Origin of the sequence: Acidovorax sp. CF316 (assembly GCF_000276605.1) — a bacterium.
Classification (GTDB): Bacteria; Pseudomonadota; Gammaproteobacteria; order Burkholderiales; family Burkholderiaceae_C; genus Acidovorax.
This window is the reverse complement of sequence record NZ_AKJX01000204.1, coordinates 1-23,253: the sequence shown is the minus strand read 5'-3', so window position 1 is coordinate 23,253 and position 23,253 is coordinate 1. Positions and strand designations below refer to the sequence as shown.

Here is a 23,253-nt window from a genome sequence, read left to right as displayed (position 1 = left end):
TGAACCCCCGGTTCAGGATGAGGGTCCGGTAGCAAATACCGCAGACACCTATTCCTGAAATGGCCGCCGGAGCAATCCGGTGGCCATTTTTTTCGGCTCCGCCAGGCCGTTCGGTATGCTGCAGCCGTCGCCAACGAACACCTCCATGCGAGCCCACTTCACCCTCTGCCTTGCCCTGTGCTGCGGCCTGGTCGTGCCTGCGGTGCTGGCCCAGCCGGCACCCGCCGGGCCGCGCCAGCACGCCACCCTGTACGACGCCGCCGTGTTCAATGACCGCGCAGCCGTCGAAGGCTTCCTGGCGCGCGCGCCGGCCAGCGTGAACCAGGCAGACCGCCAGGGCTTCACAGCACTGCATGGCGTGGCCGGCGAAGAGCACATGGCCATGGCCCGCCTGCTGATCGCACGCGGCGCCAACGTGAATGCCGCCAATGACCAGGGCACCACGCCCCTGCACCTGGCGGCGTACCCACAGATGGCAAAGCTGCTCGTCGAGGCCGGCGCAGCCATCGAGGCCCGCGACCATGGCGGCAACACCCCGCTGCACGCAGCGACCGAGCACCCCGAGATGCAGGACGTGATGGCGCAGTTGCTCCGCATGAAGGCCGATGCCAATGCCCGCAACCAGGCGGGCAAGACCCCGCTGGACATGGCCATGGCACGCGACGAGCCCGGAAAAGTGGCCCTGCTCAAGCGCTACGGCGCGCGCCGCGGCAGCCCGCCATAGCCATCCGCTCCGGCCACGCACCACCAGCGGTGCCGCACCAGCGCCGCAAGACACCGCGCACTACAATCGTTGCGCCACCTTGCGGTGCGCCCTGCCCCCATTCCAACACCCACTCCCTCTTCCATGCTCGACCCCCTCCTGATCGTTGAACTCGGTGTTCTTGGCCTGTGCACGGGCTTTCTCGCGGGGCTTCTGGGCATTGGCGGCGGCATGCTGATGGTGCCCTTCCTGACCTACATCCTGGGTGCGCGCGACATCGCACCCGACCTGGCAGTGAAGATGGCCATCGCCACCTCGATGGCGACCATCGTCTTCACCTCCATCTCCAGCGTGCGCGCCCACCACCAACGTGGCGCGGTGCGCTGGGACATCGTGCAGCGCCTGGCACCCGGCATCGTGATCGGCGGTTTCGCGGCCAGCCTGGGCATCTTCGCCCTGCTCAAGGGCTCGTCGCTGGCAATCTTCTTCGCGCTGTTCGTGAGCTTCTCGGCCAGCCAGATGCTGCTGGACAAGAAGCCTGCGCCCACGCGCCAGATGCCGGGCACGGCAGGCCAATTGGCCGCGGGCGGAGTGATCGGCTTTCTCTCGGGCCTGGTCGGCGCGGGCGGTGGCTTTGTCAGCGTGCCCTTCATGACCTGGTGCAACGTGGCCATCCACAACGCGGTGGCCACCAGCGCGGCGCTCGGATTCCCGATCGCGCTGGCGAATGTGGTGGGCTATGCCATCGGCGGACAGTCGGTGCAGAACCTGCCGCCGGCCTCGCTGGGCTACATCTGGCTGCCCGGCCTGGCGGTGATCGCCGTGTGCAGCGTGCTCACCGCGCCGCTGGGCGCCAAGGCAGCGCACAAGCTGCCGGTCAAGCAGCTCAAGCGCGTGTTCGCCAGCCTGCTGTTCTGCCTCGCCGCCTACATGCTCTACAAGGGCATCACCAGCATCTGATCTGGCCGCACCGCGCGGCAGATCGCTCAGTCTTCGGGATCCGACGCGCGCTTGGCAGCCAGCGGCTGCGGCGCCGGCACGCCGGGCGGTGCCGCGACCGGGCGGCCCAGCAGGCGGCGGAAGTCCTCGGCCGGCAGGCCGGGGGCGCGCAGAAAGCCCTGGTAGTGGTCGCACTGCATCTGCGCGAGCACGGCGCGCTGCACCTCGGTCTCCACCCCCTCGGCCACCACCTCGATGCGCATCGCATGGCCCATGCTGATGATGGCGCTGACGATGGCCCGGTCGCCATCGTCGTCGGGCAGGCCGCGCACGAAGGACTGGTCGATCTTGAGCTTGTGGATGGGCAGCTTCTTCAGGTAGGCCAGGCTCGAATAGCCGGTGCCGAAGTCGTCGATGGCCAGGCTCACGCCCAGCCGCGCCAGTTCATGCAGGCGCTGCTCCATCTCGGTGGCGTCCTGCAGCAAAATGGTCTCGGTCAGCTCCAGCTCCAGCAGCGTGGGCGGCAGCTGGTGCACGGCCAACAGGCGCGTGAGCCGCTCCACGAAGTCGGGCTGGCGGAACTCGAGCGCCGAGACGTTGACCGACACCACGATGGGGTGGCCACCATGGATCCAGGCCGCGGCCTCGCGCACGGCCTGCTCCATCACCCAGGCGCCCAGCGTGACGATGTAGCCCGACTCTTCGGCCAGCGGGATGAACATACCGGGCGAGACCGGGCCGAACTCCGGGTCGGTCCAGCGGATCAGGGCCTCGGCACCGGTGATGGCGCCGGTCTCCATGCTCACCTGGGGCTGGTAGTGCACGGCCATGCGCTGCTCGCCCAGCGCCTGGCGCATGGCGTGCTCCAGCTTCATGCGCGAGAGCAGGTTGGCATTCATCTGCGGCTGGTAGAAACCGTAGCTGCCACGGCCGCGCTCCTTGACCTGGTACATGGCGGTGTCGGCCTGCTTGATCAGCTCGTCCAGCGAGCTGCCGTCTTGCGGGTACAGCGCCATGCCGATGCTGCACTGGATGGAGAAGCCCATGCTGTCGAGCGTGAAGGGGCGCAGCATCTCGTCGAGGATGCGGCGCGCCACGCTCTCGGCCACCACGGAGTCGCCGCCGTGCAGGTAGATCACGAACTCGTCGCCGCCCAGCCGGCACAGCATGTCGGTCTGGCGCAGGCAGGTCTGCAGGCGCTCGGCCACCAGCTGCAGCACGCGGTCACCGAAGGGGTGGCCGAGCGAGTCGTTGATGATCTTGAAGCGGTCCAGGTCCAGGAACAGGATGGCAAAACCGGTGTCGCTCTGGCGCGCGCCCTGGATCGCCGTGTCCACGCGCTGCGACAGCAGCAGCCGGTTGGGCAGGCCGGTGAGCACGTCGCTGTAGGCCAGCTCTTCGATGCGCTTTTGCGCGGCATGCTGCAAGGTGAGGTCGCGCATGAAGCCGATGCTCTGCACCAGCCGGTCCTCGTCGTCGCGCAGTGCCACCCACGACAGCTGCACGGCGCAGTAGGCATCGTTCTCGCGCGGCAGCCACAGCTCGCCCTCCCAGAAGCCCTCGCGCGCCCAGCCGGCCTCCACCTGGGCCATGAAGTCGGCATCGGGCCCGCCGCCGAACAGCGAGGCGGCCGCAGCGCCTTCGAAGGCGCGCGCGGTCTTGCCCACCAGGCGCTCGCAGCCGGGGTTCATGCGCATCAGGCGGTGGTGGCTGTCGGCGATGAAGATCGCGTCCATGCTCGACTCGAACACCCGTGCCGCCAGGCGCAGGCTGGCCTGTACCTCGTGCTGGCGCGTGATGTCGCGAAACGAGTACACCCTGCCCACGGCGCGCCCCTGGCTGAACTGGGGCACCGAGCGGCGCTCCAGGCTCATGCCGTTGCGCAAGCCGAGGATGTCGATGCTCTCCTGCATGGGCTCGGCCACGATGGCGGCCAGACGCTCGACATAGGTGGGCACGTCGGCCACCTGGTCGGCCATGTGGGCGAACAGGGCTTCATCGTCGCGCCGCACCAGCAGCGGGGCCGGCACGTTCCACAGCTGGGCCAGCCGCTGGTTGAAGGCGCGCACGCGCCCGTCCAGGCTGCACACCAGCATGCCGTCGGCAGCCGAATCGAGTGTGGCGCGCAGTTCGGCCAGCAGGGTTTCGAGCTCGCGCTCGGTGGCCTGCTGGTGGCTGCGGTCCACCATGGTGACCAGGAAGGCCGTGCCCCCTTCGAGCCGGGGCACGCGCGTCACGCGCCGCTCCACCGCCACCAGGCTGCCGGTGGAGTGCAGCACGCTGGTGTGGGAGTGGATGCCGTCGGCCACCACGGCTGCGGGCTGGCTCCAGAAGACCTGGTCCTGCGGCGTGGCTGCCAGCAGTGTCACGGGCGTGCCCTGCATGTCGGCGATGGACAGGCCCGTCAGGTGCTCGGCCGCCTGGTTGGCGGCCAGGATGTGCAGCGTCTTTTCATCGACGAGCCAAACTGCCTCCAGCAAACCATCGATCCATGCCTGCGGCAGCGGCCGGATCACGCTCCACCCTCTTCGGGGACGGGGGCCACGGCGCGCTCGAAGAAGTAGCAGATGCGCTTGCGCGGCGACAGGTAGTCGAGCGCTTCGCGCGGCAGCTGGGCGGGCTTGAGGCTGCGGCGGATACCGAGCTCGGGCACCGTCTCCAGGTCGAGGATGGGTGCCTCGTCCTTGGGCACGCGCGGGTCGTGCACGATCACCTTGGGCCGAAGCGGCCGCGAGGAGTTGACCGAGGCCACGATGGCATAGCGGTCGTTGACCAGCTGCACGATGGAGCCCGGCGGGTACACCCCCATCATGCGGATGAAGGCCCCCAGCACGACCGCGTCGAAACGCGCCTTGTGCTGGGCGAAGATGACCGACAGCGCCTCATGCGGCGTCAGCCCGCCCATGCCGCTTCCGGGGCTGCACAGGCGGTCGTAGTGGTTGACCAGCGCCAACACCTGGCCGGGACGCGAGAGGTCGTGCGCCGTGAGCCGCATGGGAAAACCGCTGCCATCCACCATTTCATGGTGCTGGGCAATGGCCAGCAGCACCGGCTTGCCCAGGCCCATGCGGCCTGCCAGCGCCACGGACTCGCGCACATGGCCTTCGTAGCGGGCACGGTCGGGTGGCGGCATGTGGGGCTGGGCGTTCTTGAACGCATCGGGCAGGCGCATCTTGCCCAGGTCGTGGATCAGGGCCGCCACGCCCAGGTCCTGCAGGTCCTCGGCCTTCATGCCCAGGGCCTTGCCCAGCAGCAGGCTCACGACCAGCACGTTCACGGGGTGCAGCGCGCCAGGCTCGCCCACGCCTTCGGAGAGCAGGCGGATCACCGAGTCGCCATTGTTGAGCAGGTCGGTCACGCAGCCGGCCACCAGCAGCTCGCCATCGGTGCGGGCGCGCTCGGGGAGCTCCACCACCACCTTCTCCAGCTCCACGTAGCGGCGCGTGGCCTCGCCAAAGCGCTGGTTGCACAGGGCCAGGGCGCGGTTCTGCGCCTCCAGCAGCTGGCGGCGGCGGGCAGCGGCCTCGTCCGCAGCAGGGTCCGATGGCACCGCCAGCGGAGCGGGGGCCGTCGCCTCCCGCGCAGCGCCAGGGGCATCGGCGGGCAGTGCTTCCTCGGGGCTGCCCACCGGGGGCAGTGCCAGCTCGCGCAGGTCGGGGTCGCTCTTCTTGGGGACGTATCGCACCTCGGTCAGCCCCAGTTCGCGCAAGGTGGCGATCTGTTCGGCCGACGCCACCCGGAAGCTGCTCACCGGAAACGGATGGTGCATCCAGCCCAAGTCGAGCTGGATGTACATGCCGATGCGCAACTGGCGGATATCGATGAGGATGGACGAATTCACTTCAAACGTGCGTGAGGAGACACGGCGGCACTTCTGCCACCATTGGTTACACCCATTATCTCCACTTCTGAACGCTTGTCTTGCCCCGCAATGTCATAGGACATACCCCCCATCCCAAGGCCGGCGGGGGCTGTGGGGCGATTTACCTCTTGGTAAAAACCCTGGGGCAGGCCGTGCAGCGAACGGCACACCCTGCCGCCCCGGGGAGCCCCTCGCATCCGTGCAAGCACGTAGGACACGCAAAACAACAGTCCGGCAGGCCCCACCCGCACCTGTGGCCGGTGTATCACCGGCACCACAGCGAAGGCTTGTAGACCAGGTCCATCCACAGCGCCCAGCCGGCCGCCGCACACAGTAGCCCCCCGGCCACGCGGGTGCCCCAGTCGGCCCGGGCCTGGTTGATACGGCTGCGCAGGCGCGACCAGAGCCAGGGCCCGCCCACCAGCCACAGGCCGCTGCCCAGGGCAAACAGCGCCATGGTGGCGCCGCCCTGCACCGGCCCGCCGCTGAGCGCGGCCACCAGCAGGGCCGAGTACAGCAGGCCGCAGGGCATCAGCGCCCACAGCAGCCCGGCCACGCCCACGCCGCCCGCTCCCGCCGTGAGGGGCTGCACACGCTGCCAGACCGAGCGGCCCAGGCCTTCCACCCAGGCGGGCTGGCGTGCCTGCACCATGAGTAGCAGGCCCCAGGCCATCATGGCCAGGTGCGCAAAGGTCCAGGCGGGCTGCAGCGCGGCCGTGCGCTGGGTGAGCCAGGCCAGGCTGTCCATCGCGGTCGCAGCGGCCGCGCCCAGAACGGCATAGCCCGCCACCCGCCCGCCATGGAAAGCGATGGATCGCGCCAAGGAGAAGGATGGAGCGACAGGGGCCGCGGCAAGCCCGCCCCCGCCAGGCCCGGCCCAGCGAACGGATTGCCCCCCACCCTGCCCCACCAGCGCCGCACAGGGCGCGGCACACATGGCCAGGCAGTGCGGGCCGCCGGCCAGGCCCATGAGCAGCGCGGTCCAGCCCAGGGTGGCCAGCATGGTCAGATGATCCGGGAGAAGCGGGCGCGGTTGCGGTCCGCTTGAAGATAGCGGTCGAACACCATGGCGATGCCGCGCACGAAGAACCAGCCCATGGCCGAGACGAAGATGCCCTCGTCGGTCACGCTGACCAGGCCCTGCTCCTGCAGGCCCGCCAGTTGCTCCAGCTCGGCCGCGAAGGTGCGCCTGAAATCGATCAGCCAGCCCGCCTCGATGGACTCGAACAGCAGCTCGCCCTGGCACATCAGCGCCATGATGACGGCGCGGCGCACCAGGTCGTCGCGGTTCAGCGCCAGGCCGCGCACCACGGGCAGGCGCCCCTGGTCCAGCAGGTCGTAGTACTCGTCCAGGGTCTTGGCGTTCTGGCTGTAGGTGGCGCCCACCCGGCCGATGGCCGACACGCCCAGGGCGATCAGGTCGCAGTCGGGCTGCGTGCTGTATCCCTGGAAGTTGCGGTGCAGCCGCCCCTGGCGCTTGGCCACGGCCAGCGCGTCGCTGGGCAGCGCGAAGTGGTCCATGCCCACGTACACATAGCCGGCGTCCATGAACTGCTGCAGCGAGCGCGAGAGCATGGCCACCTTGGAAGGCGCCGCCGGCAGCTCGGCCGGCACGATGCGCCGCTGCGGCTTGAAGCGCTCAGGCAGGTGGGCGTAGGCATACAGGGCGATGCGGTCGGGCCGCAGGGCCTTGACCTGCTCCAGCGTGCGGTCGAAGGACTCGGGCGTCTGCCGCGGCAGGCCGTAGATCAGGTCCACGTTGACCGACTCGAAACCCAGGCTGCGCGCCGCCTCCACCAGCGCGAACACCTGCCCGGCCGGCTGCACGCGGTGCACGGCCTTCTGCACGTCGGCATCGAAGTCCTGCACGCCAAAGCTCAGGCGGTTGAAGCCCAGCTCGGCCAGCACCGCCAGACGCTCGGCCGTCACGGTGCGCGGGTCCACCTCGATCGAGTATTCGCCGCCCGGCGCAAACGTGAAGCTGCGCTTGAGCACCGCCATCAGCTCGCGCAGCTTGTCGTCCGACAGAAAGGTGGGCGTGCCCCCGCCCAGGTGCAGCTGGCTCACCACCTGGCCCGTGCCGCAGTGGGCCGTGTGCAGCTCCACCTCGCGCGCCAGGTAGCGCAGGTACACGTCGCCCCGGTCGTGGTGTTTGGTGATGATCTTGTTGCAGGCGCAGTAGTAGCACAGCGACTCGCAGAACGGAATGTGCACATACAGCGACAGCGGCAGCGCCTTGCCCGGCGTGCCCGCCTTGCGCTGGGCCAGGGCCAGCACATAGTCGCTTTCGCCAAAAGCCTCGACGAAACGGTCGGCCGTGGGGTAGGAGGTATAGCGGGGGCCCGGCACGTCGAAACGGGTCAGGAGTTCGGGCGTCACAGCGGTCATGGGGAGCGTTTCCTTGTTGGATATGCACTTTGCCGCAGGCCTACGCCCCCGTCCTTGACTTGGATCAAGTGTTGCGAGGCCCACAGGGCCCACAATTTGATGCATGTCAGCCACCACCACGCTCCTTTCGCCGGATGCGATCCGCTCGCAACCCCCAACAGCTGCTGCGCCCATGAACCCGCTCACCATCAAAGTCGCCTGCTCCAACTGCAACCTGCGCGAGCTGTGCATGCCCGTGGGCCTGAACGACGCCCAGTTGGAGCGCATCGACGAGATCGTGGCCACGCGGCGCAAGGTCAAGCGCGGCGGCACGCTGTTTCGCAACGGCGAGACCTTCACCTCGCTGTACGCCATCCGCACCGGCTTCTTCAAGACCTGCGTGGCTACCGAGGACGGGCGCGACCAGGTGACGGGCTTTCAGATGGCGGGCGAGATCATCGGCCTGGACGGCATCGTGAACGACCACCACACCTGCGACGCCGTGGCCCTGGAGGATGCCGAGGTCTGCGTGATGCCCTTCGACCGCATCGAGGAACTCTCGCGCGAGGTCACGGCCCTGCAGCACCACGTGCACAAGATCATGAGCCGCGAGATCGTGCGCGAGCACGGTGTCATGCTGCTGTTGGGCAGCATGCGCGCCGAGGAGCGCCTGGCGGCCTTCCTGCTGAACCTGGTGCAACGCCTGCATGCACGCGGTTTCTCGCAGTCCGAGCTGGTGCTGCGCATGACGCGCGAGGAGATCGGCAGCTACCTGGGCCTCAAGCTCGAAACCGTGAGCCGCACCTTCTCGAAGTTCGCCGAGGACGGCATCGTCGAGGTCAAGCAGCGCCATGTGCGCATCCTGGATACGGACGCGCTCAAGCGCATCGTGAACTCGCAGACGTGTAGCTAAAACATCAGCCCTGGACCTGCAGGCGGGCCAGCACCTCGGTCTTGCCGCTGCGGTCTGCACGCAGGATCAGCGCCTCGCCCGAGCTGGTGTTGGTGCTGGCCAGATCGGACAGCACGAACATGTGGGTGAACCAGGCCTCGAAGCCACCGCGCCGTGCCGACGCGGCCACCAGCGCCTGGCGCAGCTCGCGCAGATGGCTGGCACCGGTAGTCTCCGGCGCGCCGCGCGGCGAACCCAGCGCGGGCCACACCTGGGGCGCGGCAAATGCCAGAGTAGCACTGTCGATGCAGCGGCACCAGGGGCTCGAAAGCACCTTGGACGGCTGCAACTGGCGCTCCCTGAACCACACCCCGGTGCGCCGTGCTTGCTCGCGCCCTTCTTCGCTGAGGTTGCGCTGCGTGCCGCAATCGCCCAGGCGAAACCCCGGTGGATCGAAGGTGCCCGGTGCCAGCGCATGGCGGAACGCAGCCACCACCCCGCCCTTGCGCAGCAGGGCATCGGCGTCGGAGTCCTGGGCGGCCCAAGCATGCAGCGTGGTCCACGCCAGCCCTGCGCCCAGCAGGGCGCGCCGGCCAACGACCGCCTCAGGCTGCGGGCTGGAAGGCATAGCCATTGCCCGATGCAGCCATGCGCCCGAATGCCGGGAACGGGAAGTGGAAGCCCCCCAGCATGGCACTGCTGGCAGTAATGCGCTGGAACACCTCGCGCCGCACCTTGCGCGCGGCCTCGGCATCCATGTCGAAGGTCACGGCCCAGTCGGGGTTGCGTGCGAACAGGGCCGGCACATTGGTCAGGTCGGCCACGTAAAAGAAGTTCTGGCCGGCGGACTTGAGCTCGAACAGGGTGTGGCCCGGCGTGTGCCCATAGGCCGCCACGGACTGGATGCCTGGCGCCACTTCGGTGCCCGCGCCGAACTGCACCAGCGTGTCGGCCGGCATGGTTGCAAAAGTGCGGCGCACGTTCTCGAAGGCGCCTTTCATGCCTGCAGGAGCGGCCGCCATGCGGGCATCGTCCATCCAGAAGGCATGCTCGGCAGCCGGCACCAGCACCTTGGCCTTGGGGAAGGTCAGCGCGCCCGCCTTGTTGCGAATGCCGTTGATGTGGTCGCCGTGGTAGTGGCTGATGAGCACGGTGTCGATGTCATCGGCCTTCAGGCCTGCAGCGGCCAGGCTCTCCAGCAGCTTGCCGGTGGTAGGCCCGCCAAACTCGCCCAGGCCCGTGTCGATCAGGATCTTGCGCCCGCCTGCCACCACCAGGAAGGGGGTGTAGGGCACGTCGATGTAGTCCGTGGGCAGGCCCTGCGAGGTGAGCAGCGCACGCACTTCGGCCAGCGGCGCGTTCTTCACGAACTCCTCACCCAGCGGGCGGCGCGTGATGCCATCGACCAGCGCCACCACCTCCACATCGCCCACCTTCATGCGCCGGAAGCCGGGGTTGGGCAGGGTGGGCGTACCAAAGTTGGGCGCGTTCTGCGCCCACACGGGCACGAACGAGCCCGCCGCGTAAATGGCAGGGGCGGCAAGCCCAGCACCCAGAAAATGGCGACGTGACAGCATGAAACTCTCCGGTATTGAGTTGAACTGATGGGTTTTCAACTGTAACGGAGAGTGGCACGATGGCACCAGGCCCGGTGCAAACCAGTAGGGGCTATGGGGTCTTGCCAGGAGCGGGGTTCAGTCCAGGGTGATGCGCTGCGCCTTGATCAGCTTGTGCCACCGGTCCGTCTCGGTGCGGATCAGGTCTGCATACTGGGCCGGCGTGCTGGCCACGGGCTCGATGCCGAAGTCCACCAGCTTTTGCTTGACCGCGGGCTGGTTGATGGCGGCAGCCACCTGCTTTTGCAGTGCAGCCACCACGTCCGCAGGCGTGCCTGCGGGGGCGACGATGCCCACCTGGGCAGACGCCTCGACGTTCTTGAAGCCCAGTTCGGCAAAGGTCGGCACATCGGGCAGCTGCGGAAGCCGCTTGGCGCTGGCCACGGCCAGGGGGCGCACCTTGCCGGCCTTGATGAAGGCGCCGCCGGCGGCCAGGTCGACCATCATCGCGGGGATCTGGCCGCCGGCCAGGTCGGTCAGCGCGGGCGCAGCGCCGCGGTAGGGGATATGGGTCATGAACAGGCCGGCATCGACCTTCAATAGCTCCATCGCCAGGTGGTGCGGGCTGCCCGCGCCGGCCGAGCCGAAGCTCATGGCGCCGGGCTTGGCCTTGGCCTTGGCAACGAAGTCCTTGGCGTCCTTGAAGTCAGCACCCGGGTTGACCACCAGGATCATCGGGAACCTGCCCATCAGCGTCACGGGCAGCAGGTCCTTGCTGGGGTTGTAGGTGAGCTTGCTGTACAGCGCGGGGTTGAACACCATGGTGCCGTTGTCGGCCGACAGGATGGTGTAGCCGTCAGGCGCGGCGCGGCCCGTCTCCACCGCTGCAATGGCCGTGTTGCCACCGGGCTTGTTGTCGATCAGCACCGGCTGGCCGATCTGCGTCGAGAGCTGCTGGCCCACCGTGCGCGCGAGAAAATCGGAACCGCCGCCCGCCGGGTACGGCACCAGCCAGCGGATGGCCTTGGCCGGGTAGGTTTGCGCGCTGGCCGGGGCGGCCCATGCCAGCAAGGCCGGCAGGGCGAGCATTCCAGCCAACAAGCGTCGATTCTTCAACATGTCTGCACCTCAGGGGATTAATATCTGCGTGATGTTACTCCGCTATGCGTAATAAACCGGGGCAGCGTTTACCCTAGGTCCACCAGCAAAACACCATGAGCACATCCCCTTCCACGGCCCGGGTGGCCGACCGCCGGCAACGGGTCCAGTCCGCCGAAATGGGGCTCAGCGTCCTCAAGGCGCTGACCCGCCTGGGCGGCGCCGCCAGCCTGACCGCCACGGCCGCCGAGGTCGACGAGAGCCCCGCCAAGGTGCACCGCTACCTCGCCAGCCTGTGCCAGCAGGGCTTTGTCGAGCAGTCGCCCGTCAACCAGCACTACTACCTGGCCCAGGAGTCGATTGCCATCGGCCTGGCGGCCCTGCGCCAGTGCGATCCCATCCGCCTGGGCGAGGCCTCCCTGCAAAGGCTGCGCCAGGCACTGGAAGTCACCGCCTTCCTGGCCGTGATGGGCAACAAGGGGGCCACCGTGCTGCGCATGGAAGAGCCCACCCTGCCCGTCACGGTGAACATCCGCGCGGGCTCGGTGCTCTCCACGCTGTGGTCGGCCACGGGCCGGGTGTTCCTGGGTTTCTCCAACGACCGGCTGGTGATCGACATGGCCGAGCAGGAGTTGGCCGAGGCCTCTGCCGAGCGGCGCTCGCAGCTCGATGGCACCCGGCCGGTGGAGCAGTTGCGCCAGCAGGTGCGCGCGCGGGGCTGGGCCATGGCCAATGACTCGCTGCTCAAGGGCATCAGCGCACTCGCCGCGCCGGTCTTCGACGCCACCGGCAATGTCTGTGCCTGCCTGACCACCCTGGGCGCCACGGGCGGTTTCGACCTGCGGCCCGACGGCGCCATCTGCCCCGCCTTGCTGCAGGAGGCCCGATTGATCAGCCGGGCCATGGGCTACCAAGGAAACCCAGGGTAAACCCGAATCTTTGCAATCAGATTGCGTAATACATTTACGCAAAAGGAGATTCACGATGACTGCCCCCGCCGCCTCCCGCTGCCCGGTCGACCATGCGGCGATGGCCGCCGCCTTGAAGAGCCCTACGGGTTGCCCCGTGAGCGCGCGCGCGGCGGCGTTCGACCCATTCGCACCCAGCTACCAGCAGGACCCGGCCGAGGTGGTGCGCTGGGCGCGCGAGGAGGAGCCGGTCTTCTACAGTCCCGAGCTGGGCTACTGGGTGGTGACGCGCTACGAGGACGTGAAGGCGGTGTTCCGCGACAACCTCCTGTTCTCGCCCTCGGTCGCGCTGGAGAAGATCACGCCCGCGACCGACGAGGTGATGGCCATCCTGAAAAGCTATGGCTTCGCGATGAACCGCACCATGGTCAACGAGGACGAGCCCGACCACATGGCACGCCGGCGCTTGCTGATGGACGCCTTCATGCCCGAGCGCCTGATGCACTACGAGCAGCCCATCCGCGAACTGGCGCGCAAGTACATGGACCGCTTCGTGGACAAGGGCCGCGCGGACCTGGTGGCGGAGATGTTCTACGAGATTCCGCTGACCATCGCGCTGCACTTCCTGGGCGTGCCGGACGAAGGGGCCGAGCAGCTGCGCAACTTCGCGGTGGCGCACACCCTCAATACCTGGGGCCGGCCCACGGCGCAGGAGCAACTGGAGATTGCCCACAACGTGGGCCGCTTCTGGCAGACGGCCCAGGGCATCCTGGGTACCATGATGGCCAGCCCCGACGGCGAGGGCTGGATGTACGACTCCATCCGCCAGCACCACGCGCACCCGGACATCGTGACCGAGTCCTACCTGCGCTCGATGATGATGGCCATCCTGGCCGCCGCGCACGAGACCACGTCGAACGCCACGGCCAACGCCTTCATGACCCTGCTCTCGCACCGCCATGCCTGGGAGGAGATCTGCGCACAGCCCGCGCTGATCCCCAACGCGGTGGAGGAATGCCTGCGCGTGGCGGGCTCCATCATCGCCTGGCGGCGCATGGCCACGCGCGACACCGTGGTCGGCGGCGTGAAGATCCCCAAGGGCGGCAAGCTGCTGCTGTTCCAGGCCTCGGCCAATGCGGACGCCAGCCACTTCGAGGACCCGGACCGGGTGGACCTGCACCGCGAGAATGCGGTGGAGCACCTGACCTTCGGCTACGGCGCACACCAGTGCATGGGCAAGAACATCGGGCGCATGCAGATGCGCATCTTCCTCGAGGAATTCGTGCGCCGCCTGCCGCACATCGCACTCGTCGACGGGCAGCAATTCGAGTTCCTGTCGAACACCTCGTTCCGCGGCCCGTCGGCGCTGTGGGTGCAGTGGGATCCGCTGCAGAACCCCGAGCGCCAAGCCGACAAGGCACCTGCCGTCCTCGCCAAGTTCCAGATCGGCCCACCGCCCAAGGATGGCATCGCCCGCGCCGTGGTCGTCAAGGACAAGCTGGCCGAGGGCGATGGCCTCTACCGCTTCATCATCGCCGCCGCAGGCAGCACGCCCCTGCCCACATGGACCGCGGGCTCGCACATCGACCTGATCGCCGGGGGCCACCGCCGCAAGTACTCGCTGTGCGGCGCGGGCGCGCACCCGGGCTGCTACGAGATCGTGGTGCAGCGCGAGGAAGGCGGGCGCGGCGGCTCGCGGCACTTCTGCGACACCCTGCAGCCGGGCGACGAAATCCAGCTGGCCGGGCCCAAGAATCTGTTCCGCATCGACGAAGCGGGTGCTCACCACGTGCTGCTGGCCGCGGGCATCGGCATCACGCCCATCCTGGCCATGGCGGACCGGCTCAAGGCCTTGGGCCTGTCGTACGAGCTGCACTACGCGGGCCGCTCGCGCCAGAACATGGCCTTGCTGAGCCGCGTGCTCAAGGACCACGCCGGCCATGCCACCCTGCACATCAAGGCCGAGGGCCAGCGCATGGACCTCCCCGCGCTGCTGCGGCACGTGGACGGCGCCACCCGCGTCTACGCCTGCGGGCCGGACCGGCTGATCGCCGAACTCGAAACACTGGCCGAGCACTGGCCCGAGGGCGTGCTGCGCTTCGAGCACTTCAGCACCGACAACGCGGCGCTGGACCCGAGCAAGGAGCACGCGTTCACCGCCGAGCTCAAGGACTCGGGCCTCACCATCGAAGTGCCGCGCCACCAGACCCTGCTGCAGGCGCTGCAGGCTGCGGGCGTGGATGTGCCCTGCGACTGCGGCGAGGGCCTGTGCGGCGCCTGCGAGGTGCAGGTGGCCGGCGGCGACATCGACCACCGCGACAAGGTGCTCACCAAGACCGAGCGCCAGGCCAACCAGCGCATGATGGCCTGCTGCTCGCGGGCAGCGGGGGAGCGGGTCATCCTGTTCCTTTGAGGGGAGGCGCGACCCCGTTGGGAGTCCGCCTCCTCAATCCTGGGGATACCGCACGCGGGGCACCGCCGATAACCTGAAGGCTCCATGTCATCGACCTTCAGGAGCGCCTTCATGAGCCACCCCTCGCCCGAGCCCCGCCGCCAATTTCTGCAACACGCTGGCGCGCTGGCCGGCACCCTCAGCGCCCCGGCTTGGCTGGCCGCGTGCGCAAGCACGGCCTCCACGCCGTCGGACCCCACCCAGCTGACCTCTGCCCAGGCCATTGCGCAGATCAAGGGCGGCCAGATCAAGGCCGTGGACTATGTGGCCGCGCTGGTGGCGCGTGCCAGGGCGCTTCAGTCGCTCAACGCCCTCATCACGCTCGACGAAGCCGGCGCCCTGGCCGCCGCGCGGCGCATCGACGCGGCACGCGCCTCGGGCGCCGCGCTCGGCCCGCTGGCGGGCCTGGTGATCGTGGTCAAGGACAACATCAACACGGCCGACCTGCCCACCACCGGTGGCACGCCTGCGCTGCAGGGCTTCAAGCCACCGCGCACGGCGCCCTCGCTGCAAAAGCTCATCGACGCGGGTGTGATCGTGCTGGGCAAGGCCAACCTGCACGAGCTGGCCTTCGGCATCACCAGCACCAACTTCGCGCCGTTCGCGGGCGCCGTGGGCAACCCGTACGACCCCACGCGCATCCCAGGCGGTTCGTCGGGCGGCACCGCGGCGGCCATTGCCGCGCGCATGGTGGCGGCCGGCCTGGGCACGGACACGGGCGGCTCCACCCGCGTGCCGGCGGCCCTGTGCGGCATCGTGGGGCTGCGCCCCTCGGTGGGCAATGGCGGGGCCGAGCGCCGCTACCACGACCCACTGGCCGTGGTGCCCATCAGCCACACGCGCGACACCGTGGGCCCCATGGGCCGCACCGTGGCCGACGTGGCCCTGCTCGACGCGGTGATCACCGGCGATGCCAGCCTGCCCGCCATGCCCCTGGCGCGTGTGCGCCTGGGCCTGCCGCGGCCGCTGTGGGCGGGGCTCGACGCATCGCTGGCTGCCGTGGTGAACGCAGCGCTGGCCAAACTGCGCGCGGCCGGCGCCACGCTGGTGGAGGTGGACATGGCGCAGTTGCTGCCGCTCAACGAGAAGATGTCGTTCCAGATCGCGCTGCACGAGCCCGTGGCCGATCTGCCCGCTTACCTGGCGGCCAACAACGCACCTGTGAAGACGGTGGCCGAGGTGGCAGCCCAGGTCGCAAGCCCCGATGTGCAGGGCGCCTTCGGTGCGATCAAGGCCGATGCCTTCGGCCCGGCCTACCCCGAGGCCATGGCCGTGCACCGGCCGCAGTTGCAGGCGCTGTATGCCAGCACCTTTGCGCAGGGCCGCCTCGATGCCCTGCTGTTCCCCACCACGCCGCTGCCCGCCGTGCCCATGGACAAGGCCAAGGGCTCGTCCACCGTCAAGCTCAACGGCGGCGCGGATGCGGACACGTTTGCCACCTTCATCCGCAACACCGACCCTGGCAGCAATGCCGGCATACCGGGCCTCTCGGTGCCCGCAGGCCTCACCAGCGCGGGCCTGCCCGTGGGGCTGGAGATTGACGGCCCGGTGGGCAGCGACCGCCGGTTGCTGGCCATTGGCCTGGAGATCGAGAAAGTGCTGGGCAGCGTGCCGGCGCCCAGGATCTAGTCCTGCGCTGGCGAGAGCACCGCTGCTTCGCCCGCCTGCTGCGCCACTGCGCTGACGAACAGAGCGCGCAGCCAACGGTGGCCCGCATCCTCCTGCGCGCGGGCATGCCAGGCCATGGCCAGGTTGAAGGGCGGTATCTCGAACGGTGCGGGCAGGATTTCGAGGATCTGCGCGTAACGGCGCAGCAGGTGGCTGGGCAGGGTGGCCACGCAATCGGTGTGCGTGAGCACCAGGGCCACCTGGTTGTAGCTGGGCACGGTGACGACCACACGCCGGCTGCGCGACAGGGCCGCCAGCAGCTCGTCGATCTGGCTGTGCGGGTGGCCCAACTGCGAGACCAGCACATGCGACAGGCCGCAGTACTCGTCGAGCGTGGCGGCCACCTTGCCGCGCGGGTGGCCGATGCGCTGCGCCATCTCGAAACGGTCGCCCATCAGGTAGCGCGACTTGAGCGGGCCGGGCACCTTGCCCACGTCGCCCAGGTACAGGTCGACCTCGCCGCGCTCCATGCGCTCCACCAGCCCGGAGTCGGCCGCGGGCACGAAGCTCACGCGCAGATCGGGGTTGCCGATGCCCACGATGCGCCCCAGCGCCGCCAGGCCGAGGATGCTGAACACGCTGTCGTTGGCGGCGATCACGAACGCGCGGCGCGCGCTGGCGGGGTCGAAGCTTTCGCCCAGCTCCACCGCCCCGCGCAGCTGGTTCAGTGCCTCGCTGAGCCGGGGTTTCAACTCCAGCGCGCGGTGCGTGGGCACCATGCCGCGGCCGTTCTCGGAGGGCACGAGCAGCGGGTCTTCGAACAGGTCGCGCAGCTTGGCCAACTGGCCCGACAGGCTGGGCTGGCTGATGTTCAGGCGCCGCGCTGCGCGCGTGACGTTGAGCTCATCGAGCAGCGCATCGAGCGAGATCAACAGCGGCAGATCGGAACGCCGGATATCCATGGTGCCTATACCTCCTATCGGCAATTCCGACTCACGCTGCGGTGCCTGCGCGCCCTATCGTTGCGCACCTTTCCACTGCACTGATTGTGAGCTTCAGATGATCCAATTTTATTACCACCCCACCCCTAATCCGCGCAAGGTCGCGCTGCTGCTGGAAGAACTGGGCCTGCCCTACGAGATGGTGCCGGTCGATACCTCGAAGGGCGAGCAGCACAGCGCCGCCTACCGCGCCATCAACCCCAACGGCAAGGTGCCAGCCCTGGTCGATGGTGATGCGGTGGTCTTCGACAGCGCCGCCATCCTGCTGCACCTGGCCGAGAAGACCGGGCGCTTTCTCGGTGCGCCCGGCGCGGCGGGCCGCGCCGACATGCTCTCGTGGCTGATGCTGGTCGCCACGGGCCTGGGCCCCTTCACCGGCCAGGCCGTGCACTTCACCCACTACGCACCCGAGCCCAAGGAGTATGCGCTGCACCGCTACCTGTTCGAGGCCGAGCGCCACTGGACCCTGTTCGACGCACGGCTGGCCACGCGCCGCTACGTACTGGGCGATGAGCACTACAGCATCGTCGACATGTCGCTCTGGGGCTGGTGTGGCGGCCTGGCCTACCTGATGGGCGATGCCGCCTGGGCGAAGTTCCCGAACGTCAAGCGCCACTTCGACGAGCTCAATGCCCGCCCCGCCGCCATCGCCGCCAGCGCGCTGGCCAGCAAGCACGCCTTCAAGGCCGAGCTCGATGCCGATGCCAAGGCGCAGCTGTTTCCGCATGGCCGCGTGGCCTGACCCCACCGCCCCTCTCTGCATATCCCATCCCTTTGTCCATTCCAAGACCATGACGACAATACGCCGCTCTCTCCTCTCCCTGGCCGTCGCCGCATCGCTGCTCGGCCCCGCCTTGGCCATCGCCCAGGCCGCTGCGCCTGCAGCCCCCGCCAGCGTTCCACCCGCCACCCAGCAGGCCGGCTTCTACCGCTTCAGCGTGGGGGGCGTGAGGGTGGTGGCCCTGTCCGACGGTTCGGTACCGCAGGACCTGCACGCCCTGCTCACCAACACCACACCCGCACAGACCGACAAGGCGCTGCACCGCGGCTTCCTCGCCAACCCGGTGGAGGCCTCGATCAACGCCTACCTGGTCTATGCCGGTGACCGCTTGGCCCTGGTCGATGCCGGTGCCGGCGCCTTCTTCGGCCCGGGCGCGGGCGGCCAACTGGTCGCCAGCCTCAAGGCGGCAGGCGTGGAGCCCGCGCAGATCCAGGACGTGCTGCTCACCCACATCCACACCGACCACAGCGGCGGCCTGGTCGATGCGCAGGGCCAGCGCGTCTTCCCCAACGCCACGGTCCACGTGGGCAAGCCGGACCTGGACTTCTTCCTCGCCCCCGCCAACCAGCAGGGCGTGCGCGGCTACGACAAGGCCTATTTCGAGCAGGCCACCACGGCCCTGGCGCCCTATGTGAAGTCAGGCCAGGTGCGCCCCTTCACCGGCGCGGTGGAGCTGGTTCCCGGCATCCGCTCACGCCCCACCCCGGGCCACACGCCAGGCCACAGCTTCTTCGTGCTGCAGGGCAAGGGTGGTGAGGCGCTGGAGTTCATCGGCGACATCCTGCATGTGCAAGCGGTGCAGATGCCCAGGCCGGACGTGACCATCGTCTACGATGTGGTGCCCCACGACGCCAAGGCGCAGCGCAAGCAGCAGTTCGCCCGGCTGGCCAAGGAGCGGCGCATGGTGGCTGCGGCGCATATTCCGTACCCCGGGGTAGGCTACCTGCGCGATGAGGGCAAGGGGAAGTACGCGTTCGTGCCGGTGGACTACCGGTATCGGGCAGGGGAGTAAAAAAAGGCGATGTCGCAGGGATTGAGTGCTGTGCTCGCGCTGGCAAGGCTTGCGGAGAAAGCCCCCCCGTTAGAGGGATACCACAGACCTTGGTCATGGCTCTAACATGGCACTTTGCAAACAGCGGGTGGGACATGACAACCTACTCGCTCCAATGGGGTGTCCATGTCCAATTTTCGTTGGGGCTTAATCATCGCGTTGGCCCCTATTGCCGTTCCATTTGTCCTGTGGCCCCTATGGTGGCCGGCCGGCTGTGAACCATCAGCGCATGCGGTGAACTGCAAGAACGCAATGTGGTATGGCCCCATCGCCATGGCCATACTCAGCATTCCGTGGCTTGCTTTTCTATCGATACCCGCCGGATTCATCGTAATGATGTTCGGCCCTATCCCGTCTGGGACGCAAGCACTCCACGACCCGTCCGCAATGCCACGCGAGGAAGCGGCACGTGACAAAGAGAAGGACACTGCTGATTAACCTTCCACAGCCAATTCCGCCGATAGGTCGGCGGCCGGGGTAATGCGCAAGGTCTCGAAGGGCGAGAAACGCAGGACTTGGCCAGAGTCGCTTCAGTGCGGCCGCCCCGCCCCCAACAGGCGCCGCACCAACTCCGTCCGGTTATGCACCCCGAACCGCTCGAACAGCGCATCCACATGCGTGCGGACCGTCGAGTAGCCAATACCCAGCTCGGCCGCGATCTTCTTGTCGGGCCAGCCGGCGCACAGGGCCTGGGCGATTTCGCGGGCGCGGCCGTTGAGGCCTTGCCAGGGGTCGGGTGAAGCGGGTGCAGGTGCAACCCGCGCCGCTTCCACCGGCCGCTCGCGCAGCCGCCGCAGCGCACCGGTGAATGCCGGCTGCACCAGCCGCAGCAGGTCCAGCGTATCCCGATCAAACGGCCCGCGCTGGCGGCTGCGCCAGATACGCAGATCACCCAGGTTGCGCTCCCCGTCCCAGGCGAAGAGGTTCACACCGTGGTGCAGTCCGTCGCGGGCCAGGAAGTCGTTGAAGAACTCGGTCTTCATGAGCTCCTGCTGGGGCAGGATCTGCGTGACCAGGGTGGGCTCGCGGCGCTGGCGCAGCTGGTGGGTGATGGGGTCGCGGTACTGGTAGTACGCCTCGTAGGCCTGCAGGTTGGCGTCGTCCATGTGGAGGGCGGCGCGGTCGCCGAAGCGCTGGGCGTCGTCGTCCCAGGCGTAGGAGGCGAAATGGTCGGCCTGCAGCAGGGCCAGCAGGTCGGTGCCCACGGCCAGGCGCAGTGGGGCGCTCGCCGGCAGGTCGGCAGCCTCCAGCCGGCCCATCAGGCGGGACAGCATTTCGACGCGGGCGTGGCTCAGGTACATGGCAGGCGAAAGAGGTGCAAGGCATGGGCACAGCAATGGTGCCGGCCCGCCCGCTACTGTAGGGACATCACCGCCTGCATTCAAGAGCTGTGCCAGCCTGCGCACTCCCGGTTTTCCCTGCCCCGCCAACCCCAGGAAGCTCAGGGCGGGTGGTGCCGCGCGCAATCCGCCGGCCGCTCGGTCACCGCCACGGGGCAGCGGTTGAGCTCGAACGGCGACATGGCCAGCAGCGTGGTGAGCGCGCTCGATGCCATGGTGACCAACCAGAACACAAAGAAGGCGACGGTGTAGACGCCCTCGCGCGACAGGGACAGCGGTTGGCCGCCAAACCAGTGCATGTCCTGCGGGTCCACGAAGGCGAAGACCAGCATCTCCAGCACACCCGCCATCAGAAAGGCGGGCCAGGCAATCCACATCAAGCGCTGCAGTCTCATGGGTTTGTCTCCTTCACTTGGATGCTTTGACGCAGTCAGCGCGGTTTGTCCTGCTCGGGTGTGGCCGCATGGTTGCGGGCCTTCATGGCGGGGGCCAGGCTGCTGGCCTTGTCCTCCAGCGTCTTGTTGATCTCGATGCCCTGGCGGTAGTAGTCCTCGGCCACCACGGGGTCGGGGCGGGCGATGGCCAGCCACAAGGTGGCAAAGCCTGCCACGACGACGATGGCCGGACCGGAGATGACCAGCCAGACATGGCCGAACTTCCACCAGGGGGCGGACGGGACGGCCACGGACGATGCGGCGACGGAGGGGGATGGCATGTGATGGCTCCTGAAAAAATGGGGTCGTCGGGCTGGAAGGCCCGGTCAGCGTGGCACCAGGAACACCGACTTCTCGGTGACATGGCCCCCGCCGCCCAGGGCCTCGATCTCGAACTGCACGGCGTGCGAGCCGGGCGCAGCCGAGCCGTAGGGGATCTGCAGGCGCACAGCCACCCAGCGCGACTCGGCGGCGCCGATATCGACTTCGGCTTCCGATGCCACTGTGAGCCCATCGATCCCGTGCGCGCCGATGCGGTAGCGCTGGCCGGCCTCGGTGGCGTTCATGATCTGCAGGCGGTAGATGTTCTCGAGCTGGCCGCCGGCCACGATGCGCGAGAGCGCGGCGCGGTCGCGCACCACATCGACCTTGAAGGCGGTGCGCAGGGCCAGGCTGGCCGTGAGACCCACGCACAGCGCGAGCAAAATCGCGCTGTAGATGAGCACGCGGGGCCGCAGCACGCGCCGCAGCATCTGCGCGCCGCTCCAGCGGGCCACCACGGCGTTCTCGGTGGAGTAGCGGATGAGGCCGCGCGGGTAGTGCATCTTGTCCATCACGGTGTTGCAGGCGTCCACGCACAGGCCGCAGCCGATGCATTCGTACTGCAGGCCGTTGCGGATGTCGATGCCCACCGGGCAGACCTGCACGCACAGGGTGCAGTCGATGCAGTCGCCCAGGCCCTTGGCCTTGTAGTCCACGGTCTTGTTGCGCGGGCCCCTGGGTTCGCCACGCCCCAGGTCGTAGCTGACGATCAGGGTGTCCTTGTCGAACATGGCGCTCTGGAACCGTGCATACGGGCACATGTACTTGCACACCTGCTCGCGCATGTAGCCCGCGTTGCCATAGGTGGCAAAGCCGTAGAACAGCACCCAGAAGATCTGCCAGCTGCCCTGCAGCGCCAGCAGCTCGCCGCCCAGCGCGCGGATGGGCACGAAGTAGCCCACGAAGGTGAAGCCCGTCCACAGCGCGACGCTGATCCACAGGAACTGCTTGAGCGCCTTCTTGCGGATCTTCTCCCAGGTCCAGGCTCCGGCGTCCAGCCGCAGGCGTGCGCTGCGCTCGCCCTCCACCTTGTGCTCGATCCACATGAACATCTCGGTGTACACCGTCTGCGGGCAGGCAAAGCCGCACCACAGGCGCCCCGCCACTGCAGTGAACAGGAACAGCGACATCGCGCTGACGATGAGCAAGCCGGTGAGGTAAATGAAATCCTGCGGGTACAGCACGAACCCGAACAGATAAAAGCGCCGCGCTCCCAGGTCGAACAGCACCATCTGCCGCTCGCCCCACTGCAGCCAGGGCACGGCATAGAACACCAGTTGGGTGAGGGCCACCATGGCCCAGCGCCAGCGCGCGAAGGTGCCGCTGATGGAGCGCGGGTAGATCTTCTTTTGCGCTTCGTACAGCGACACCACTTCGGCCGCTGCATCGGTGGTGCCACCGCCGGGGGCTGCGGCTACCGGGGTGATGGGAATGACCTTGCGGGCAGGCCCGCTGGGTGGCTTCATGGCAGTTCTCGAAAGTTCTGGCCTTCGGCAATGCCGGTTCGGGGCATTGCGGTGGGCCTGGTGCGCCCCTGCCCCTGCCGTGGAGGCGGGGCCAGGAGCGCCGGGTTCAGCTCATCGCGCGGCGGCTGCAGCGCCGTTGCTGGAAAGGCTCCACACGTACGAGGCCAGCACATTGATCTGAGCCTCGGTCAGCTTCTCGGCCTGGGCCGGCATCTGGTTGGTCTTGCCGTTGTTTATCATGGCGGTGATGGCGGCCTCGCCCCAGCCATGCAGCCACACGTCGTCGGTGAGGTTGGGGGCGCCCAGGGCCTGGTTGCCCTTGCCGTCCATGCCGTGACAGGCGGCACAGGCGCTGAACTTGGACTTGCCCAGCGATGCGCGCAGCGAGTCGTGCGGGCTCTTCGAAAGACTCAGCACGTAGTGCGAGAGGTTGCGCACGTCTTCCGGCGAGCCCACGGCCGCCGCCATCGGCGG

The 23,253-nt window shown here is 68.3% G+C and carries 21 protein-coding genes; 8 read left to right on the top strand and 13 right to left on the bottom strand.

The genetic code is table 11. From position 1 onward, the window contains the following. The first annotated feature begins 145 nt into the window (after positions 1-145). A complete protein-coding gene (locus PMI14_RS33725; protein WP_157405911.1) occupies positions 146-724 on the top strand; it encodes an ankyrin repeat domain-containing protein in 579 nt (192 codons plus the stop codon). 123 nt (positions 725-847) lie between these two features. Continuing rightward, positions 848-1,663 (top strand): sulfite exporter TauE/SafE family protein, encoded by an 816-nt coding sequence (locus PMI14_RS24875; RefSeq protein ID WP_007858555.1) that lies wholly within the window; start codon positions 848-850, stop codon positions 1,661-1,663. Positions 1,664-1,689: 26 nt separating this feature from the next. On the opposite strand, the gene PMI14_RS24870 is transcribed toward PMI14_RS24875, so the two are convergent. The 4 genes from PMI14_RS24870 to hemN form a co-directional block, all read right to left on the bottom strand. Further along, positions 1,690-4,158, bottom strand: a complete 2,469-nt coding sequence (locus PMI14_RS24870) for a bifunctional diguanylate cyclase/phosphodiesterase (RefSeq protein WP_007858554.1) — start codon at positions 4,156-4,158, stop codon at positions 1,690-1,692. Then, positions 4,155-5,483, bottom strand: a complete 1,329-nt coding sequence (locus PMI14_RS24865) for an HD-GYP domain-containing protein (protein ID WP_007858553.1) — start codon at positions 5,481-5,483, stop codon at positions 4,155-4,157. The genes PMI14_RS24870 and PMI14_RS24865 overlap by 4 nt, the downstream gene beginning before the upstream one ends. A gap of 286 nt (positions 5,484-5,769) precedes the next feature. Then, entirely contained in the window at positions 5,770-6,507 is a 738-nt protein-coding gene (locus PMI14_RS24860; protein ID WP_007858552.1) for a sulfite exporter TauE/SafE family protein, read from the bottom strand. A gap of 2 nt (positions 6,508-6,509) precedes the next feature. Further along, a complete protein-coding gene (gene hemN / locus PMI14_RS24855; RefSeq protein ID WP_007858551.1) occupies positions 6,510-7,892 on the bottom strand; it encodes an oxygen-independent coproporphyrinogen III oxidase in 1,383 nt (460 codons plus the stop codon). 172 nt (positions 7,893-8,064) lie between these two features. Here hemN and fnr point away from each other — a divergent pair, with 172 nt between their 5' ends. After that, positions 8,065-8,784: a fumarate/nitrate reduction transcriptional regulator Fnr gene (gene fnr, locus PMI14_RS24850; RefSeq protein ID WP_007858550.1), complete on the top strand. Its 720-nt coding sequence runs from the start codon at positions 8,065-8,067 to the stop codon at positions 8,782-8,784. 4 nt (positions 8,785-8,788) lie between these two features. On the opposite strand, the gene PMI14_RS24845 is transcribed toward fnr, so the two are convergent. The 3 genes from PMI14_RS24845 to PMI14_RS24835 form a co-directional block, all read right to left on the bottom strand. After that, complete coding sequence (locus PMI14_RS24845; protein WP_035205625.1) at positions 8,789-9,391, bottom strand: histidine phosphatase family protein; 603 nt, start codon at positions 9,389-9,391, stop codon at positions 8,789-8,791. After that, positions 9,369-10,340, bottom strand: coding sequence for an MBL fold metallo-hydrolase (locus PMI14_RS24840; protein WP_007858546.1), 972 nt, complete (start codon positions 10,338-10,340; stop codon positions 9,369-9,371). The genes PMI14_RS24845 and PMI14_RS24840 overlap by 23 nt, the downstream gene beginning before the upstream one ends. A gap of 117 nt (positions 10,341-10,457) precedes the next feature. Beyond that, the gene (locus PMI14_RS24835; protein ID WP_007858544.1) at positions 10,458-11,438 is read right to left on the bottom strand and encodes a tripartite tricarboxylate transporter substrate binding protein; all 981 of its coding nucleotides are present in this window, start codon (positions 11,436-11,438) and stop codon (positions 10,458-10,460) included. Positions 11,439-11,533: 95 nt separating this feature from the next. Between PMI14_RS24835 and PMI14_RS24830 the strand changes: the two genes are divergently transcribed. The 3 genes from PMI14_RS24830 (at position 11,534) to iaaH (ending at position 16,406) form a co-directional block, all read left to right on the top strand. After that, positions 11,534-12,346, top strand: coding sequence for an IclR family transcriptional regulator (locus tag PMI14_RS24830; RefSeq protein ID WP_007858542.1), 813 nt, complete (start codon positions 11,534-11,536; stop codon positions 12,344-12,346). Between the two features lie 55 nt (positions 12,347-12,401). Then, the gene (locus tag PMI14_RS24825) at positions 12,402-14,738 is read left to right on the top strand and encodes a cytochrome P450/oxidoreductase (protein WP_007858540.1); all 2,337 of its coding nucleotides are present in this window, start codon (positions 12,402-12,404) and stop codon (positions 14,736-14,738) included. A gap of 111 nt (positions 14,739-14,849) precedes the next feature. Next, the gene (gene iaaH, locus PMI14_RS24820; RefSeq protein ID WP_007858538.1) at positions 14,850-16,406 is read left to right on the top strand and encodes an indoleacetamide hydrolase; all 1,557 of its coding nucleotides are present in this window, start codon (positions 14,850-14,852) and stop codon (positions 16,404-16,406) included. On the opposite strand, the gene PMI14_RS24815 is transcribed toward iaaH, so the two are convergent. Then, the gene (locus PMI14_RS24815; protein WP_007858537.1) at positions 16,403-17,347 is read right to left on the bottom strand and encodes a LysR family transcriptional regulator; all 945 of its coding nucleotides are present in this window, start codon (positions 17,345-17,347) and stop codon (positions 16,403-16,405) included. The genes iaaH and PMI14_RS24815 overlap by 4 nt on opposite strands. Positions 17,348-17,444: 97 nt before the next feature. Here PMI14_RS24815 and PMI14_RS24810 point away from each other — a divergent pair, with 97 nt between their 5' ends. Together PMI14_RS24810 and PMI14_RS24805 are read left to right on the top strand one after the other, a co-directional pair. Then, on the top strand, positions 17,445-18,128 hold the full coding sequence (locus tag PMI14_RS24810) for a glutathione S-transferase family protein (protein ID WP_007858536.1): 684 nt from the start codon (positions 17,445-17,447) through the stop codon (positions 18,126-18,128). 49 nt (positions 18,129-18,177) lie between these two features. Beyond that, on the top strand, positions 18,178-19,179 hold the full coding sequence (locus tag PMI14_RS24805) for an MBL fold metallo-hydrolase (RefSeq protein ID WP_007858535.1): 1,002 nt from the start codon (positions 18,178-18,180) through the stop codon (positions 19,177-19,179). A gap of 569 nt (positions 19,180-19,748) precedes the next feature. Here the strand turns inward: PMI14_RS24805 and PMI14_RS24800 are convergent. The 5 genes from PMI14_RS24800 to PMI14_RS24780 all read right to left on the bottom strand — a co-directional run. Then, positions 19,749-20,519, bottom strand: a complete 771-nt coding sequence (locus tag PMI14_RS24800; RefSeq protein ID WP_007858534.1) for a helix-turn-helix transcriptional regulator — start codon at positions 20,517-20,519, stop codon at positions 19,749-19,751. 140 nt (positions 20,520-20,659) lie between these two features. After that, the gene (locus PMI14_RS24795) at positions 20,660-20,953 is read right to left on the bottom strand and encodes a hypothetical protein (protein WP_007858533.1); all 294 of its coding nucleotides are present in this window, start codon (positions 20,951-20,953) and stop codon (positions 20,660-20,662) included. A 35-nt stretch (positions 20,954-20,988) separates the two neighbouring features. Then, positions 20,989-21,273, bottom strand: a complete 285-nt coding sequence (locus PMI14_RS24790; RefSeq protein WP_007858532.1) for a FixH family protein — start codon at positions 21,271-21,273, stop codon at positions 20,989-20,991. Between the two features lie 45 nt (positions 21,274-21,318). Continuing rightward, entirely contained in the window at positions 21,319-22,779 is a 1,461-nt protein-coding gene (ccoG, locus tag PMI14_RS24785) for a cytochrome c oxidase accessory protein CcoG (protein WP_007858531.1), read from the bottom strand. Between the two features lie 111 nt (positions 22,780-22,890). Further along, on the bottom strand, positions 22,891-23,253 hold a 363-nt coding region (locus PMI14_RS24780), incomplete at its 5' end, for a c-type cytochrome (RefSeq protein ID WP_007858529.1).